Origin of the sequence: Haloarcula sp. CBA1131 (genome assembly GCF_008728975.1) — an archaeon.
Lineage (GTDB): Archaea > Halobacteriota > Halobacteria > Halobacteriales > Haloarculaceae > Haloarcula > Haloarcula hispanica.
In genome coordinates this window covers 1,022,441-1,036,005 of the sequence record NZ_RPCY01000001.1, presented here as the reverse complement: position 1 = coordinate 1,036,005, position 13,565 = coordinate 1,022,441, and the positions used below count along the sequence as shown (strand labels likewise).

11 protein-coding genes are annotated in these 13,565 nt (G+C 65.3%); 6 read left to right on the top strand and 5 right to left on the bottom strand.

The window, feature by feature from the left end; all coding sequences use genetic code 11:
* Window positions 1-28: 28 nt before the first annotated feature.
* A complete protein-coding gene (locus tag Har1131_RS05400; protein ID WP_050037004.1) occupies window positions 29-1,498 on the top strand; it encodes an aldehyde dehydrogenase family protein in 1,470 nt (489 codons plus the stop codon).
* Between the two features lie 56 nt (window positions 1,499-1,554).
* Here the strand turns inward: Har1131_RS05400 and Har1131_RS05395 are convergent, their stop codons facing one another.
* The gene (locus tag Har1131_RS05395) at window positions 1,555-2,616 is read right to left on the bottom strand and encodes a zinc-dependent alcohol dehydrogenase family protein (protein ID WP_050037005.1); all 1,062 of its coding nucleotides are present in this window, start codon (window positions 2,614-2,616) and stop codon (window positions 1,555-1,557) included.
* Between the two features lie 143 nt (window positions 2,617-2,759).
* The gene (locus Har1131_RS05390) at window positions 2,760-4,415 is read right to left on the bottom strand and encodes a long-chain-fatty-acid--CoA ligase (RefSeq protein WP_050037006.1); all 1,656 of its coding nucleotides are present in this window, start codon (window positions 4,413-4,415) and stop codon (window positions 2,760-2,762) included.
* A gap of 171 nt (window positions 4,416-4,586) precedes the next feature.
* Between Har1131_RS05390 and Har1131_RS05385 the strand changes: the two genes are divergently transcribed.
* The 3 genes from Har1131_RS05385 (at window position 4,587) to Har1131_RS05375 (ending at window position 8,629) form a co-directional block, all read left to right on the top strand.
* Window positions 4,587-5,381 carry an enoyl-CoA hydratase/isomerase family protein gene (locus Har1131_RS05385; RefSeq protein ID WP_151145392.1) on the top strand — a complete coding sequence of 265 codons (795 nt, stop codon included), beginning with the start codon at window positions 4,587-4,589 and terminating at the stop codon, window positions 5,379-5,381.
* Between the two features lie 43 nt (window positions 5,382-5,424).
* The gene (locus Har1131_RS05380; RefSeq protein ID WP_050037008.1) at window positions 5,425-6,495 is read left to right on the top strand and encodes a phosphotransferase family protein; all 1,071 of its coding nucleotides are present in this window, start codon (window positions 5,425-5,427) and stop codon (window positions 6,493-6,495) included.
* A gap of 169 nt (window positions 6,496-6,664) precedes the next feature.
* Window positions 6,665-8,629 (top strand): 3-hydroxyacyl-CoA dehydrogenase/enoyl-CoA hydratase family protein, encoded by a 1,965-nt coding sequence (locus tag Har1131_RS05375; RefSeq protein WP_151145389.1) that lies wholly within the window; start codon window positions 6,665-6,667, stop codon window positions 8,627-8,629.
* Window positions 8,630-8,655: 26 nt separating this feature from the next.
* Here the strand turns inward: Har1131_RS05375 and Har1131_RS05370 are convergent, their stop codons facing one another.
* Entirely contained in the window at window positions 8,656-9,873 is a 1,218-nt protein-coding gene (locus Har1131_RS05370) for an acyl-CoA dehydrogenase family protein (protein WP_151145386.1), read from the bottom strand.
* A 168-nt stretch (window positions 9,874-10,041) separates the two neighbouring features.
* On the opposite strand from Har1131_RS05370, the gene Har1131_RS05365 reads away from it, so the two are divergent.
* Window positions 10,042-10,743 carry an HAD family hydrolase gene (locus Har1131_RS05365; protein ID WP_151145382.1) on the top strand — a complete coding sequence of 234 codons (702 nt, stop codon included), beginning with the start codon at window positions 10,042-10,044 and terminating at the stop codon, window positions 10,741-10,743.
* Window positions 10,744-10,779: 36 nt separating this feature from the next.
* Here the strand turns inward: Har1131_RS05365 and Har1131_RS05360 are convergent, their stop codons facing one another.
* The gene (locus Har1131_RS05360) at window positions 10,780-11,589 is read right to left on the bottom strand and encodes an SDR family NAD(P)-dependent oxidoreductase (RefSeq protein WP_044952010.1); all 810 of its coding nucleotides are present in this window, start codon (window positions 11,587-11,589) and stop codon (window positions 10,780-10,782) included.
* A 276-nt stretch (window positions 11,590-11,865) separates the two neighbouring features.
* On the opposite strand from Har1131_RS05360, the gene Har1131_RS05355 reads away from it, so the two are divergent.
* Entirely contained in the window at window positions 11,866-12,309 is a 444-nt protein-coding gene (locus tag Har1131_RS05355; protein ID WP_014041178.1) for a MaoC/PaaZ C-terminal domain-containing protein, read from the top strand.
* Window positions 12,310-12,339: 30 nt separating this feature from the next.
* Here the strand turns inward: Har1131_RS05355 and Har1131_RS05350 are convergent, their stop codons facing one another.
* Window positions 12,340-13,479 (bottom strand): acyl-CoA dehydrogenase family protein, encoded by a 1,140-nt coding sequence (locus Har1131_RS05350; RefSeq protein ID WP_050037012.1) that lies wholly within the window; start codon window positions 13,477-13,479, stop codon window positions 12,340-12,342.
* Window positions 13,480-13,565: the final 86 nt, after the last annotated feature.

Here is a 13,565-nt window from a genome sequence, read left to right as displayed (position 1 = left end):
AAGTCCGTAGCGCTGTCGACAGCATGGAATGTCACAACCAGATAGCCAGACGGCGTGGAGCCAACTGTACATCGACGGCGAGTGGCGCGACGCCGGAGCGTCTGATACGATTCCGGTGACTAACCCCGCGACGGGCGAGGAAATCGCGGCGGTGCCCGCCGGGACAGAGGGGGACGTCAACGACGCCTATCAGGCCGCCGAAGCGGCCCAGTCCGACTGGGCGGCGCTGTCGCGCGAGGAACGCAACGAGTACGTTCAGGCGATGATCGGGGTAATGCAGGAACGACTCGACGAGATCGTCGAACTGCTCGCGACGGAGTCGGGCAGTGTTCAGGCCAAAGCGACTGCCGAGGCCAACTTCGCCATGGCGGACTTCCAGAGCGCACTGGAAATGGTCCCGCCGGAGGAAGAGGTCCGCGATTCGATGTATCACGAAGATAAGGACCATCACATCGTCCGCGAGCCCGCTGGCGTCGTCGGGATTATTTCGCCGTGGAACTTCCCGCTACACCTCACGACGCGGGCGCTCGGTCCCGCGCTCGCACTGGGGAACACCGTCGTCATCAAGCCCGCGACGGACACGCCGATTACCGGCGGGCTCCTGCTGGCCGACATTGCCGAGGAAGCCGGTCTCCCGGACGGCGTCGTCAACGTCGTCACGGGCCACGGCTCCGACATCGGCGACCGGATGGCCGGCCATCCGACCGCCCGCGTGATGTCGTTCACCGGGTCGACGGCGGTCGGCAGGTCTGTGGCCAGTCAGGCCGGGGACGCGCTCGCCCTCCCGGCGCTTGAACTCGGTGGCAACGGACCGTTCGTCGTCACCGAGGACGCCGACATCGAGGCAGCCGCCAAGGCCGGCTCCGTCGGTGCCTTCGGCCATCAGGGACAGGTGTGTATCTCGATTAACCGCCACCTCGTCCACGAGGATGTCTACGATGAGTACGTCGAGAAGCTCGTCGAACACGCGGAGTCACTGACTATCGGGAACCCGCTGGACGAGGACGTGGAGTTCGGCCCGATCATCAACGAGAGTCAGGTCGACCAGCTTACCTCGTTCATCGAACAGACTGTCGATGCCGGCGCGACGCTGGAAACGGGCGGCGAGGTCGAGGACCTGTTCCTCGAACCGACCGTCCTCTCGGGGTGTACCAACGATATGTCCGCGGCCTGTAACGAGCACTTCGGCCCCGTCGCTCCGGTCATCCCGTTCGAGTCCGACGAGGAAGCTGTCGAACTCGCCAACGACACCGAGTACGGCCTCGCCGCGGGCGTCTACAGCGGTGATATCGAACACGGTCGTTCCATCGCCGACCAGATCGACGCCGGGATGGTCCACGTCAACGACCACCCGATTCAGGACGAACCCAACGCCCCGTTCGGCGGGATGAAAAACTCCGGCCTCGGCCGGTACAACGGCGAGTGGATCATGGACGAACTGACCGAGACCAAGTGGATCTCCGTCCAGCACGAGGAGCGCGACTACCAGCTGCTCTGAGCTGTCGGTAGCTCTGTCAGCGGCGTCGCAGAAATCAACGCTGGCCCCGAACCGGCTTAGAACTCGTCGATGACGGGGATACCGACCGTCTCGTACGCACCCATCGACGAGAGGGTGGCCGGCACGTCTTCGAGCACGAGCGTCTCCCCGACAATCTTCGACGGGTCGAGCGTCCCGGCGTCAATCAGTCTGAACAGCTCGTCGTAGCGAACCGGCGGCATCCCGTAGGAGCCGTGGAAGTCGATTTCCTGCAGGGTCATCGTATCCACTGGGAGAGAGATTTCGCCGGCCTCCTCGTCAGTCGTGAGGCCGACCTGAACGTGGGTGCCCTGCTTGTCCAGTGACTCGACAGCGTTGCGACACGTCTCGGCGATGCCCAGCGCGTCGATTGCCACGTCGGCCCCGCCGTCCGTGACTGCATGGACCTCGCCGGGGACGTTGTCCGCCTCGGCGGCGTTGATTGTCGCCGCCGCGCCGAGGTCCCGCGCTCGGTCGAGTTTGCCCTCCTGTACGTCGACCGCAATCGGTTCGGCCCCCAGCGCGTCGGCGATGTGGACCGCCGAAAGCCCGACGCCGCCACAGCCGTGAATCGCGACGGCGTCGCCCGGCCTGAGGTCCGCCCGGTCGGTCAGCGCGTGGTACGCCGTCATGAACCGGCAGCCGAGCCCGGCCATCTCGGTGAAGTCGACGGCATCCGGCAGCGTGACGCAGTTGAAATCGGCTTCGCGGACGGGGAACGCCTCGGCGAACGCCCCCGGTGCGGCGTCGAGGAATCCGAGCGGCATCGATGTCTCGCAGATATTAGCGTGCCCGCGCTGGCAGTACTGGCACGACCCGTCGCCGAGGTGGAACGGGACCGTAACGCGGTCCCCCTCGGAGAACTGTTCGACGTCTGCACCCACGTCGGCGACGACGCCGGCCGGCTCGTGGCCCAGAATCTGCCCGGGCCCGGTCTGGATGCCGAACCACTCCCAGTCCCCCTGCCAGGCGTGCCAGTCACTCCGGCAGACCCCGCAGGCTTCTGTCTCGATGACGACCTGATCCGGCTGGGGCTCCGGATAGGGCACGTCCTGAATCGTGAGCGGTTCGCCGTGCTCCTCAATGACAGCTGCTCGCATACCGCAAGGTGCGCAGGGCTAGCATAAATACTTATCCGCCATTGGACATGAGGTGGCTGATTCGGCAGCGATAGCTGCTCGCGACCGAGGCCGCCGCCGATACTATTTTGACAGCCGGAATGCCCCGCCGCGCTTCAGTCGGGTTACGTCGCCGGAGCGTTCTCGGCGACGGTTTCGATGACCGACTCGTCGACGTACTCGTCACGGAGCGTCTGCTTGGAGAACTTCCCGGTCGCGCCCTTGGGAATCCCGTCGACCAGACGGATGGCGTCGGGGACCCACCACGACGGGTACGACTCGGCAACGAGGTCTTTGATCTCCTGGCGCAGCGCGGCTTCGTCGGACACAGCGTCGCGTGTGACGACGAACGCGGCGGGGCGCTCGTCCCACCGCTCGTGGGGGACCGGGACAACTGCGGCTTCGACGACCTCGTCGTGGCCCATGACGGCGTTTTCGACCTCGACGCTTGCTATCCACTCGCCGCCGCTCTTGACGAGGTCGTCCATCCGGTCGACCACGTCGACGTACCCCTCCGGACTCACCCGGACGATGTCACCGGTCTTGAACCAGCCGTCGTCGGTGACAGCCTGTTCGGTCGCGTCGGGGGCGTTGTAGTACTCCTGTGTAACCCACGGGCCGCGCATCCAGAGTTCGCCCAGCGACTCGCCGTCCCAGGGCACTTCCTCGCCGTCGGTGTTGACGACTTTGAACTCCAGGCCGGCAATAGGAAGCCCCGCGGAGTGGCTCCGCAGGTCGAACAGCTCCTCCTCCGGAAGGTCCGCCAGCCCGGGCTTTGGCTCGTAGGCGTGGGTGACCGGCGACGTTTCGGTCATACCGTAGCCGGAGATGAGGTCCACGTCGAACTCCTGCTTGTAATCCTCCATCAGTGACCGCGGCGTCGCGGACCCGCCGCTGGTAAAGTACCGAACCGACGAGAAGTCCACGTCGCTCTCGCGGGCGTACTCCAGCAGGTCCATGAAGACGGTCGGGACCGCTGCCGAGACGGTCACGTCCTCTTCCTCGATGAGCCTCGCCAGGTCCTCGGCCGACGGGTTTGGTCCGGGGAGGACCGTCTTGGCTCCGGCGGCGATAGTCGTGAACGGGCGACACCAGCCGCTGACGTGGAACATCGGAACGTACGTCAGTTCCACGTCGTCGGTCTTGATGCCGACCTCGCTGGTCATCAGCGACATGACCTGTGTCCAGTACATCTTCTGGGTGTACTCGACGCCTTTGGGCTTGCCTGTTGTCCCGGACGTGTAGCACATCCCCGCGGGCTGGTCCTCGGGCAGTTGCGGGAAGGAGTAGTCCGGGTCGCCGTCGGCGATGAACGATTCGTAGTCGACGACTGGCCCCAGCGACGTCTCCGGTACCTGCTCTCCCATCACGATGTACTGCTCGACGGAGGCGAACGCCTCCTCGTCGTACGCCGCTTCGAGCTTCTCCAGCATGACGGGGTCGACGATGAGGATCTCGTCCTCGGCGTCGGCCACGATGTGCTGGATGTGCTCGTCGGGGAGGAGGAGGTTAATCATGTGTACCTGCGCACCCATGCAGGCGACGCCGTAGTAGGCCTCCTGATGCCAGTGGTTGTTCCAGGCGAAGGTCCCGACTCTGTCGCCGCGTTCGATGCCCGCCTGTTCGAGCGCTGAGGCCAGTTTCCGCACGCGCTCGGCGTACTCCGCTATTGTGTATCGGTGAATCCCCTGGTGTGTCCGCGAGACGATCTCGCTGTCGGGGAACACGTTTTCGCCACGCCACAGGAATGACCGGAGGTTGAGTGGTGCACCACCTGGCATACTCCGTGTCAACACACACCGATATGTTAAAACTAGCCCTGCTCGCTGTGGTAACCCTTGACGTGCCACCCACAGTTCGTGGCCAGCGCTGTCTGAAACTGTGAACCAGCGGTAAATTTATACCGGAACCATGTGAAGCGACCCCATGCAGCGACAACGGAGTGATATCCAGTGAGCGAGTCCGTACTGCTCTCCATCGACGACGGTATCGCCACGCTGACACTGAACGAGCCGGAGACGCGGAACGCGCTCACACAGCCCGTGTACGACGCGCTGGAGCGCCACCTCGACACTATCGAGACAGCGTCCGATGTTCGATGTGTCGTCATCGAGGGCACTGGCGAGTCGTTCTCGGCCGGCGGCGACATCAAGGGGATGAGCGAGCGGCTCACGAACGACGACCCGACCGACGACGCCGTCAGCGAACTGGCCCGCCGGACCCGTGACACCATCGCCAGAGTCGTCGCGCTGCCGGTCCCGACCGTCGCGAAGGTCGACGGGTCGGCCGTGGGGGCCGGCGCGAACCTCGCTATCGCCTGTGACATCCAACTGGCGAGCGAGTCGGCCAGCATCGGTTTCGTGTTCCGGCAGGTCGGCCTCAGCGTCGACGCCGGCACGTCGTACCTGCTCCCCCGCATTGTCGGGATCAACGTCGCAAAGGAACTCGTGTTCACCGGCGAGATACTGGATGCCGAGCGAGCCGCAGAATTGGGCCTGTTCAACCACGTCTACGACGCCGAGTCGTTCGAGTCCGAAGTCGCGGCGACTGTCAGCCGCATTGCCGATGGGCCGACCGTCGCCCTCCGGCACTCGAAGCGACTGCTTCAGGACGGGCTGGAGAAGTCCTTCGACCGCGCCCAGCGCGATGAGGCGACGGCTCAGGGCATCGTCTTCGAGACCGCCGACCACGAGGAGGGTGTCGAGGCGTTCCTGACCGACCGCCGGCCGGAGTTCGTCGGACGATGACACGACCCGCAGTTTTTCATGAGATGGACGCGAAACGACGACCATGACTGAACGCAGCACCGACTACTACCAGCGGCTGGTCGACGAAAGTGCGCTCGAAGAGTTCCTCGCGAGGGAGATAGGCCCGGCCGAGACGTTCGACGTTGCGCGCCACGAACAGGGCCACTCCAACGAGACGCTGTTTGTCACCTGGGGCGACCGGGAACTGGTCGTCAGGCGGCCCCCGCCGGGCCAGACCGCCGAAACGGCCCACGACGTGTTGCGGGAGTATCGCGTCATCGACGCGCTACAGGACACAGCCGTGCCGGTCCCGCCGACGGTGACGGCCTGTGACGACCAGACGGTCATCGGCAGCGATTTCTACGTCATGGCCCGCGTCGAGGGGACCGTCATCCGAGACGAAGAACCGGAGCGCTTCACGAACGACGATGCCCGAGAGGCCGTCGGCACCGAACTGGTGGACACCCTCGCGGCCATCCACGAAGTAGACCCCGAATCCGTCGGCCTGTCCGACCTCGGCCGTGCAAGAGGGTATGCGAAGCGCCAGGTCACGCGCTGGGGGAAACAACTGGCGTGGGCGTTCGAGCGGACGGCCGAATCCCGAACCATCCCTGAACTGGAGCGGGTTGGCTCGTGGTTACAGGACGAGTGCCCCGACGACCATCCGGAGACACTGGTTCACGGCGATTATAAACTCGACAACGTGATGTTCGGCCCCGGTGCTGACCCCGAACTCGCCGCTGTCTTCGACTGGGAGATGGCGACACTGGGCGACCCACGGGCCGACCTCGGCTGGCTGCTCTCGTACTGGCGCGACGCCAAGGACCCGAAGCCGGAGATTCCCGACCTCGCGATGGAGTTCATCGAAGCGCCGGGGTATCTGACCCGGCAAGACCTGGTCGACCGCTGGGAAGCCCAGACGGGCCTTACTTTCGAACACGAGCGGTTCTACCGCACGCTCGCCGTGTACAAGCTCGCCGCTCTCGGCGAGATGTTCTACCGCCGCTATCTGGAAGGCAACGCCGACGACCCGTTCTATCCCCTGATGGAGAACCGCGTCCCGGCGCTGGCCGACCGCGCGATTCGGATTATCGAGGGCGACGAACCGCTCTGAAAACGAAGATAGACGATTGAGATTATCTGCCGGGCGAGTGGACGGTTTTTCTGAAGTGGATTGAAACAGCCAGAAAGCCCCGACTGGCTGATGACACCGTGACCAACACCACCAGCCACGATTGCTGCTAGGGGGATGATTGATATGTGTTGCAGTAGACACTACGCGTATGCGAGCAGAGCAGACAGAGATAGCGACAGTTGCAGTGCTCGGTGCGGGAACAATGGGTCACGGTATCGCCGAGGTCACGGCTATCGCCGGCTACGACGTCGTGTTGCGTGACATCGATGCAGACATCGTCGAAGACGGCTACGACGAAATCGAGTGGTCGCTCGAAAAGCTCGCCGAGAAGGGGCGACTCGACGAGGACCCCGACGACGTGGCGGCGCGGGTCGCGACGACGACCGATCTGGAGGCGGCGGTCAGCGACGCGGACCTGGTCATTGAGGCCGGGCCGGAACAGCTCTCGGTGAAGCAGGACATCTTCGAGTCCGTCGACGCCGCCGCGCCGGAGGACGCCCTGCTGGCGACCAACAGCTCCTCGCTCTCGATTACGAAAATCGCCGCGGCGACGGAGCGGCCGGAATCGGTGCTGGGTCTGCACTTCTTCAATCCGCCGGTGAAGATGGACCTCGTCGAGGTCATCTACGGCGAGGCGACGACCGACGAGACGGCTGAGGCCGGCTACGAATTCGTCGAGTCCATCGGCAAGACGCCGATTTACGTCCGCAAGGACGTGCGCGGGTTCGTCGTCAACTCCGTCCTCGGGCCGTTCATGAGCGAGCCGGCCTGGATGGTGTCGGCGGGCGAGGCGAACATCCGCCAGGCCGACGCCGCGATGGTCCACGAGCGGGGCTACCCGATGGGACCGTTCGAACTCGGCGACCTGACCGGCATCGACATCGGCTACCACGTCCGGAAGGAGGCCGGCACGCCGATTCCGCCTCTCATGGAAGAGAAGGTCGAGAACGAGACCCTCGGCCGCAAGACCGGCGAAGGGTACTACGACTACGACGACGGCGACGGCCCGGACTACGTCCCGGAGGACGCCGAGGGCTTCGACCATCTCCGCGTCGAGTCGGTGATGGCCAACGAAGCGGCGAAGCTCGTCGGCAACGATGTCGCGACACCGGACGCCATCGACACGGGGATGCAACTCGGCGCGGGCTTCCCCGAGGGAACCTGCCGACGGGCCGACGACATCGGTCTCGGCACCGTCCTCGAAAAGCTCCGGACGCTCCACGACGAACACGGCGACGACCGCTACGAGCCGGCTGATTACCTCGTCGAACTCGTCGAGGCCGGCCACACCGGCAAGGAAGCAGGCCGGGGCTTCCACGAATACAGCACCGGCGACGGGCCGAGCGACTACCACACTATCAACTGGGCTCTCGCCGACAACGGCCTGCTGGAAGTGGAACTCGACCGGCCGTCGCGGATGAACGCCATCAGCGAGACGCTCGCCGACGAGGTCGTCGACCTGCTCACGTCGGTCGATGACGACGACGTCCGGGCCGTCGTGTTCGAGGGGGCCGGCGACCGCGCCTTCTCCGCCGGGGCCGACATCTCCGGCTTCGCGGACCGTGACCCCGCACAGACTTCGGAGCCGACAGAGGTGTTCACGACCGTCGCCGACTACCCCCGGCCGACGCTGGCGCGCATCGACGGCTACTGTCTCGGCGCGGGCCTGGAGCTTGCCCTCGCCTGTGACCTCCGGCTGGCGACGACCGACTCGGAGTTCGGCTTCCCCGAAATCACGCTCGGCCTGCTGCCCGGGGGCGGCGGGACCCAGCGCGCGATTCGGATGTTGACCGACGCCCGAGCGAAGGAACTGGTCTTCCGCGGCGAGCACGTCTCCGCCGAGCGGGCGGCCGACTGGGGGCTCATCAACCGGGCCGTCGACGCCGACGAGTTCGACAGCGTGGTTGGGGAGTTCGTCGAGGACCTCGTCTCCGGGCCGCCGATTGCCCTCCGCAAAGCCAAGCGCGTGATGAACGAGGGGGCCGACGAGAGTCTCGACGCCGGCCTCGAAATGGAGAGCCAGGCCTTTGCGCTCCTGTTGACCACTGACGACGCAGCGGAAGGGACGGCGGCCTTTGCAGCCGACCGCGAACCGGAGTTCGAGGGAGAGTAGCGGCCGTTGCCGCTGACGGCTCTGCCCTACTCGCGGTAGCGACGCACCGGCTCCAGTTCCTCGCTGTCCACGTCCTCGAACGCCTCGCGGGCGATGGTCCGAAGATGGACCTCGTCGGCCCCGTCGACGATGCGGAACGTCCTGACCAGTTCATAGAAATCCGCCAGCGGGAGGTCCCGGCCGATGCCGTTGCCGCCACAGAACTGGACGGCGGTGTCGATGGCGTCCTGCGTCGCCCGCGCGGCGAACACTTTGCTCATCGACACCTCGACGCGGGCTTCATTGCCGGCGGCGATGGCGTCCGCGGCGGCCCGGACCAGCGCCCGCGCGGCCTGAATCTGTGTCTCCTGTTCGGCGATTTCAAAGCGGACGTGCTGTTTGTCGGCCACGGAGTCGCCGAAGGCCTGGCGCTCGGTGGTGTAGGCCTTGGCGATGGACAGCGCCCGCTCGGCCATCCCCGAGAAGCGCATACAGTGGGTGAGTCGCGCCGGGCCGAGGCGTTGCTGGACGTGCTGGAAGCCGTTGCCTTCCTCGCCCAGCAGGTGCTCCTCGGGGACGCGAACGCCGTTGAACTCGATTTCGGCGTGGCCCTTCGGGTCGCCCTGGCTGCCCATGTGCGGGACGTTCCGAACGATGTCCACGCTGTCGGCGTCGGCCGGGACGATGAACACCGAACACCCTTCATACGGGTGCACGTCCTCGTCCGTCCGGGCAAAGACGAGCAGGATGTCGGCGTCGACGCCACCGGTCGTCCACCACTTGTGGCCGTCGATGACCCACTCGTCGCCATCCTTCTGCGCCGTGGTGCGTATCATCTTCGGGTCCGAGCCCGCGCCCTGCATCGGCTCCGTCATCGCGAAGCCGGACTGTATCTCGCCCTCGACGAGCGGGTCGAGGTACTCCGATTTCTGGAGGTCCGTCCCTTGCATCTCCAGCAGGTGCATGTTCCCCTCGTCGGGCGCGTCCACTCGCATCGCAATCGGGCCGAGGAGGCTTCGACCCGCTTCCTCGAACGTCGGCAACACGTCCCGGAAGTCATAGCCCATGCCGCCGTGTTCCTCGGCTATCTGGGGGGCGTACACGTCGTACTCTCGCGCGGCCGCGCGGAGGTCACGAACTGTTGCGTCGGAGATAGTCGTCCCGCCTGCGAGTTCGCGCTCCCGCGGAATGACGACCTCGTCCATCAACGCTCTGGCACGCTCGGCAAGCGTAGTCGCAGCCTCGGAATCGGTGAACGATATCATGGCACACTTTCGTTCTCGTACGTCGACAGCATAAGTGTTGGAGCACAGCGAACGCGTGGTCGGCCGTTTATTTTCCGGAATCGTGTTCCGGTACGTCATCACGGCGTCCCCACCACGACACCGAGCGTCGGCGGTAGTTTCATACCCGGGCCAGTCCAAGCCGCTGCCGTGAGCGAGAGTCCAGACGTCGAGGCCGTCTTCTGGGATATCGGGGGCGTCATCCTTCGGATGGAGTCCGTCCGGGCGGCCCACCGCGAGTTTGTCGAGCAGTTGTGTGCGGAGTATCCAGTGGCCGTGGATTCCGACACGGCCCTCGAACAGTGGCGGTCGGCCCTCGGAACGTACTTCGGCGAGCGCGACGGGACGGCGTTCCGGCCGGCCCGCGAGGGCTACCGGCTGGCAGTCGACGAGATTCTGACAGTCAGCCCCGAGGAAACCGAGTGGGAATCGCTGTTCCGGAGAATCCGCGACGAACGGGCCGAACCCAACCCCGATGCCGTCGCGGCCATCGGGACGCTGGCGGACGCGCCGCTCCATCAGGGCGTCGTCAGTGACGTGGACGACGACGAGGGCAAGCAATTGCTTCGGGCTTTCGGCGTCTGGGACGCGATGGATTCGTACACCGCCTCGGAGGCCGTCGGTCGGACCAAGCCCGACCCGGCGATGTTCGAAACGGCACTGACAAAGGCCGGGGTCGAACCGGCACAGGCCGTGATGATCGGTGACCGCTACGAGCACGACATGGACGGCGGGACGGAGGCCGGACTGTGGACGGCCGCCTACGGGGCTGAGGACGGACCCGCCGTGGATATCGCGCTCGACGACCTCCGGGAATTACCGGACTGGCTCGGAATCTCGGACGGGGAGTGACACCGCGGTCCCAGCCGTCGGTACTGGTCCCGGCGCTCAGATGTCGGGCGTCTCTTCGAGCCGCGGGACGCCGGCGGCGGTGATGGTCTGGCCGACGATGTACGACGACGCCGGGCTGGCGAGGAACCGCGCGATGTCGGCGATTTCCTCGGAGAGGCCGATGCGGCGCTCGACGGCCTCGCGGTCGATGTTGTCGGCGCTGACGCCCATCTGTGACTCGACGCCCGGCGTGGCGACGAAGCCCGGTGCGATGCAGTTGATCCGGATATCGCGGTCAGCCCACTCCGCCGACAGCGTCGACGTGAGGTTGCTGACGCCGGCCTTGGCGGCCCCGTAGTGGCTCATGTACGGCGCGCCCTGTTCGCCGGCGACGCTGGAGAGATTGATGACCGCCCCGCCGTCGCCGTCGGCCAGCGCGTCGCCGGCCGCCTGCGTGCAGTGGTAGGTCCCGTGGAGGTTGATGTCGACGATGGTCTTCCAGCCGTTCTCGCTGATGTCGTCGAACCCGGCCATGAAGCTCGCGCCGGCGTTGTTCACGAGCACGTCCAGCCCGCCGAACTCGTCGACGGTCGCCTCCACCAGCGCCTCGACGGCCTCGCGGTCTGTCACGTCGCATTCGATAGCGACCGCCTCGCCGGGCCGGTCGCTGTCGTTAATCTCGTCGGCGACGGGGCCGACGTTGTCCTGCTCGCGCGAGCAGACAACCACGTCGGCCCCGTCGGCAGCGAACTCCTCCGCGATTGCTCGGCCGATGCCGCTCGATGCGCCCGTGATAATCGCCCGCTGACCCTTCAGGCTAAACCGCTCCGTGTGTGGCTTTGACATCGCTTCTGACATCTCGGGCATCCCCAATAAAGCTACGTCCTGAGCCCCCTCTGCGGGATTCCGTTGAATATAGTTGAACAGCCAGAACAGGCTGAGGTGCTTCGTATCTTTGCGGTGGTGGTGAGAACGACCGGAGAACCCCGGTACCATTAACACCGGCGCGGGACACGGTGACGACGTGTATGTCCAGCAACAGTAGCAGACCGCAGTCCCGGAACCGGCAGATGCGGACGCGGCAGTGGCGACCAGACCAGAAACCGAAGCGTCGTTCCGCAGTCGCTTGCGAGGGACGGTACGATGGCCGGTGAGTTCGAAACCGTCGAGGTTGGCGAGGGATTCACCACGTCGGGGCGAACCATCACCGAGGCCGACGTGGTCAACTTCGCCGGTGTCAGCGGGGACTTCAATCACCTCCACACGAACGCAGAGCGGATGGCCGACTCGGGGTACGGTGAGCGTATCGCCCACGGCGCACTGGTGTTTTCAGTCGTCACCGGACTGCTGTGGCAGGCCCGCGACGAGGCCGAAAAGCGGCACATGGTCGCGTTCTACGGGCTCGACCGCCTCCGGTTCGTCAAGCCGGTGTTTCTGGGGGATACGGTTCACGTCGAGGCCGAGATCGTCGACAAGGAGCGGCGAGACCACCCGGTTGCGACGGGCGTCGTCCGGACCGAAGTCACCGCGCTGAATCAGGCCGACGAAGCCGTCTTCTCGGCCGAGTTCCTGACGCTCCGGCGGTAGACTGTGCGGTCTCCCAGCCTCGGTGCAGTCTTACAGCACGCGGTCGGCGATGATGTTCTTCTGAATCTCGCTGGTCCCCTCGTAGATTTTGGTGATTCGGGCGTCGCGGTAGTACCGCTCGACGTTGTGGTCGGTGACGTAGCCCGCACCGCCATGGACCTGAATCGCCTCGTCGGCCACGTCGACGGCGTGCTCGCTGGCGAAGAGCTTCGCCATGCTGGCCCACTTCGTCGCAACGTCGAGGTTGTCCTCGTCGATGGCGCTGGCAGCGCGGTAGGTGAGCGACCGCGCGGCCTCGACGTTGGTCGCCATCTCAGCGATCTTGTGTTCGATGGCCTGAAACTCGCTGATCGGCTGGCCGAACTGCTCGCGCTCGTTCGCGTACTGAACTGAGTCGTCGATGGCGGCCTGAGCGGTGCCGACAGCCTGTGCGGCGACATTCGCCCGCCCGCTCGCGAAGAAGTCCATCAGCTGGTAGAAGCCAGCGCCCTCCTCGCCGACGAGGTTCTCCTCGGGCACGCGAACGTCGTCGATGATGATTTCGGCCAGATCTGACGCGCGGATGCCGAGCTTGTTGTCGATTTTCTCTGCCTGCAGGCCGTCGGTATCCGTCGGCACGAGGAACGCGCTGATGCCCTCATGGCCGGCGTCGGGATCGGTCTTGGCCATCACGACCATCACGTCGGCGACGGTGCCGTTGGTAATCCACATCTTGTTGCCGTTGAGGACCCAGCCGTCAGCGTCGCGCTCGGCGTAGGTCTCGATGCCGGCCACGTTCGAGCCGTGGGCGGGTTCGCTGATAGCGCTGGCACACGCCGACTCGCCGCTGGTGATTTTCGGCAGCCACTCCTCTTTCATCCACTCGTCGCCGTACTTCTGAATCATGCTCGACCCGAAGCCACGGGAGCCGATGGCGCTCCCGATACCCGGGTCGGCCCGCCAGAGTTCCTCGGTGACGACGACGCCAGTGAGGCTGTCCATCCCCGCGCCGCCGTACTTCTCGGGGACTTCCGGCGCGATGAGGTCGTACTGTGCCGCCTGCTCCATCAGTTCCGCCGGGTAGCGCTTCTCCCTGTCGCATTCCTTTCCGAGCGGCTCGATCTCGTTTTCGCCGAATTCACGCACCGCTTCTCGGACTGCCGTCTGCTCGGCCGTCAAGCTAAACGCCATATTCGATGTGTGACGGCCACCCAGATATAGATTTGGTCGAATCCTCCCGCATCTTTAATGTGTATGGTTTGGAACGTGGTACCACC

Excerpts from the sequence above, each read along its gene's own strand:
- Har1131_RS05390 (WP_050037006.1), bottom strand. The coding sequence starts at position 4,415 with ATGCCAGGTGGTGCACCACTCAACCTCCGGTCATTCCTGTGGCGTGGC.
- Har1131_RS05350 (WP_050037012.1), bottom strand. The coding sequence starts at position 13,479 with ATGGCGTTTAGCTTGACGGCCGAGCAGACGGCAGTCCGAGAAGCGGTG.
- Har1131_RS05395 (WP_050037005.1), bottom strand. The coding sequence starts at position 2,616 with ATGCGAGCAGCTGTCATTGAGGAGCACGGCGAACCGCTCACGATTCAG.
- Har1131_RS05375 (WP_151145389.1), top strand. The coding sequence starts at position 6,665 with ATGCGAGCAGAGCAGACAGAGATAGCGACAGTTGCAGTGCTCGGTGCG.
- Har1131_RS05355 (WP_014041178.1), top strand. The coding sequence starts at position 11,866 with ATGGCCGGTGAGTTCGAAACCGTCGAGGTTGGCGAGGGATTCACCACG.
- Har1131_RS05370 (WP_151145386.1), bottom strand. The coding sequence starts at position 9,873 with ATGATATCGTTCACCGATTCCGAGGCTGCGACTACGCTTGCCGAGCGT.
- Har1131_RS05400 (WP_050037004.1), top strand. The coding sequence starts at position 29 with ATGTCACAACCAGATAGCCAGACGGCGTGGAGCCAACTGTACATCGAC.
- Har1131_RS05360 (WP_044952010.1), bottom strand. The coding sequence starts at position 11,589 with ATGCCCGAGATGTCAGAAGCGATGTCAAAGCCACACACGGAGCGGTTT.
- Har1131_RS05380 (WP_050037008.1), top strand. The coding sequence starts at position 5,425 with ATGACTGAACGCAGCACCGACTACTACCAGCGGCTGGTCGACGAAAGT.